The 1,932-nt window shown below is 55.9% G+C and carries 4 protein-coding genes; 3 read left to right on the forward strand and 1 reads right to left on the reverse strand.

Annotated features, from left to right (window positions below; all coding sequences use genetic code 11):
- Positions 1 to 135: LysR family transcriptional regulator (locus V7080_RS25290; protein WP_334191141.1), on the reverse strand; the 135-nt coding region annotated here is incomplete at its 3' end.
- 90 nt (positions 136 to 225) lie between these two features.
- Here V7080_RS25290 and V7080_RS25295 point away from each other — a divergent pair.
- The 3 genes from V7080_RS25295 to V7080_RS25305 form a co-directional block, all read left to right on the forward strand.
- Positions 226 to 807, forward strand: coding sequence for an NAD(P)H-dependent oxidoreductase (locus V7080_RS25295; RefSeq protein WP_334191138.1), 582 nt, complete (start codon positions 226 to 228; stop codon positions 805 to 807).
- On the forward strand, positions 804 to 1,250 hold the full coding sequence (locus tag V7080_RS25300; RefSeq protein WP_334191139.1) for a DUF6220 domain-containing protein: 447 nt from the start codon (positions 804 to 806) through the stop codon (positions 1,248 to 1,250). Before V7080_RS25295 ends, V7080_RS25300 begins: the two co-directional genes overlap by 4 nt.
- A gap of 478 nt (positions 1,251 to 1,728) precedes the next feature.
- Positions 1,729 to 1,932: transposase (locus V7080_RS25305; RefSeq protein ID WP_334191140.1), on the forward strand; the 204-nt coding region annotated here is incomplete at its 3' end.

The following is a 1,932-nucleotide window of genomic DNA, read 5'->3' on the forward strand; positions in this document are numbered from 1 at the left end:
CCGACAACGTTGTAGCGCTGCCGACGTGGCGGGCTGTGAAAGGCCGACTCGGTCGGCCGCACGGGAGACGTGAGCTTCGTCTAAAAGCGCGTCAAGTACGACAAGAAGGTTGAGATCGAGCGATCTTAAATTCATGCGATGGATAATAGACTATATGGATTATCGATTGGAATAATTTCTTTGCGAAACGCATGGTTTCTTCATCCCAACCTTGTGGAGAAGATCATGTCCAAAACCATCATCCTTCTATTTCATCCCGATCTTTCGCGTTCTAACGCCAACGCTGCGTTGGCCCGAGCTGCGGCAGAGCTGCCGGATGTCGAAGTCGTTGATATGCAATCTGTCTATCCCAACGGCATCGACATGCATCGAGACGGTGAAAGCGAGGCGGCACGTCTGCTGGCAGCCGACCGCATCGTGTTTCAGTTTCCCATGCAGTGGTATTCGACACCGCCCTTGCTCAAAGCATGGCAGGACGCCGTTCTTACACGCATGTTCTACATGAACTATGAAGCGGAGGGCCGAATGTTCGAGGGGACTGAACTCCTGCTGGCGGTTACCCTGGGTAATTCGGCCGACGCCTACCGCCCAGGCGGAAGCAATATGTTCGAAATCGATGCACTGTTCGCGCCACTTCGTGCGACCGCAAATCGCTGTGGTCTCACGTGGTCTTCGCCATTCGTCCTCTATGAAGCACATAGGCTCTCGCCTGAGGCGCTTGAGACAGCTGCGTTAGCCTATGCCGATCGCCTGACGACTTGGATAGCGTCAACCCCCACTCGAAATGCGGAGGTGGCCTACGCATGACAAAAATGCACGACACTTTTGTTGACCTCGGACGCGGCACCCCTGTTTGGTTTACGTGGTCGGCCAGGGTCTTACCAGTTGGCCTTCTTGCCCAGTTTCTGAGCGCCGGTTCAGCGCTCTTTCAAAATGGCGAGCTCTGGGGAATTCATGCAGCAATCGGTGGCATTCTCGCCGTCCCGGCTCTTGCGCTTGTTGGCGGCAGCCTGTCACTGTCTTGGCTGCGGGGCTTCGGTTGGTGGAGCGGCCTCGTCTTTATTCTCTATGTGAGCCAAGTGTTGCTCGCAGCGGGATCGCAGCCATTGCCGCTCTCGTTTCATCCGTTCAACGGTGCCCTTCTGTTAACAGCGAGCCTTGTGCTTCTGGCCAAGGTCGAGAGGCGTCGCACTCAGCCTGTCGTGCTGGATTCTGACGGCGCTCGGCAGAGGCGCAGCTATAGTGACTGACAGGAATATGGTGTCAAAAGGAGCCGTCCTCTCCGTGCCGGCCTTAACATGGCGCGTGTCACGACAACGATGGAATGCCAGCAGGTACCGTTTCTGATCCGGCTGGATCCGGCGTCCTGCTGACTGCAACTTCCGCTAAGCGCAGCCCGGAAAAAAATCATACAGTCATCTACGCAAGAGTCACTGCGCTAACGGAGGGCAAGAACACCTCAATCGCAAAATAGCTACCAGCATACGGGTTAACAATGCCTCCCTTGTGCTTCACCTTCCATAATTCAGAAAGTAAGGAACTTGACGATGACTAACAGGGTCGCACTGGTAATTGGTGCATGCAACGGATCCGGCTACTCCACCGCACTCTGTCTCGCTAAATCCGGTTTCCACATCATTGGAACCTTGAGCTACTCCCCGGAATCCGGACAGTGACGGAAGCTACGAACTGACGTCTGCTGATCTCCATGAACGAGGAGATCAGAATATGAAGAAGCGCAGGAATCATGACGCGGGCTTCAAGGCTCGCGTTGCGCTGGAGGCCGTGAAAGGCGAGCGCACCGTGTCGGAGTTAGCCGCGGAATACGGCGTGCATCCGACGATGATCCACCAGTGGAAGAAGACGCTGCTTGACGGGGCGGCGGACATCTTCGAACGGGGCGGCAAGAAGACCGCCGAGGTCGACGAGGGC

It is taken from the genome of Noviherbaspirillum sp. (genome assembly GCF_036846085.1).
Lineage (GTDB): Bacteria > Pseudomonadota > Gammaproteobacteria > Burkholderiales > Burkholderiaceae_D > Noviherbaspirillum.

What these genes read in the sequence shown, in the direction of transcription:
- V7080_RS25295 (WP_334191138.1), top strand. Translation starts at nt 226, where the DNA reads ATGTCCAAAACCATCATCCTTCTATTTCATCCCGATCTTTCGCGTTCT.
- V7080_RS25300 (WP_334191139.1), top strand. Translation starts at nt 804, where the DNA reads ATGACAAAAATGCACGACACTTTTGTTGACCTCGGACGCGGCACCCCT.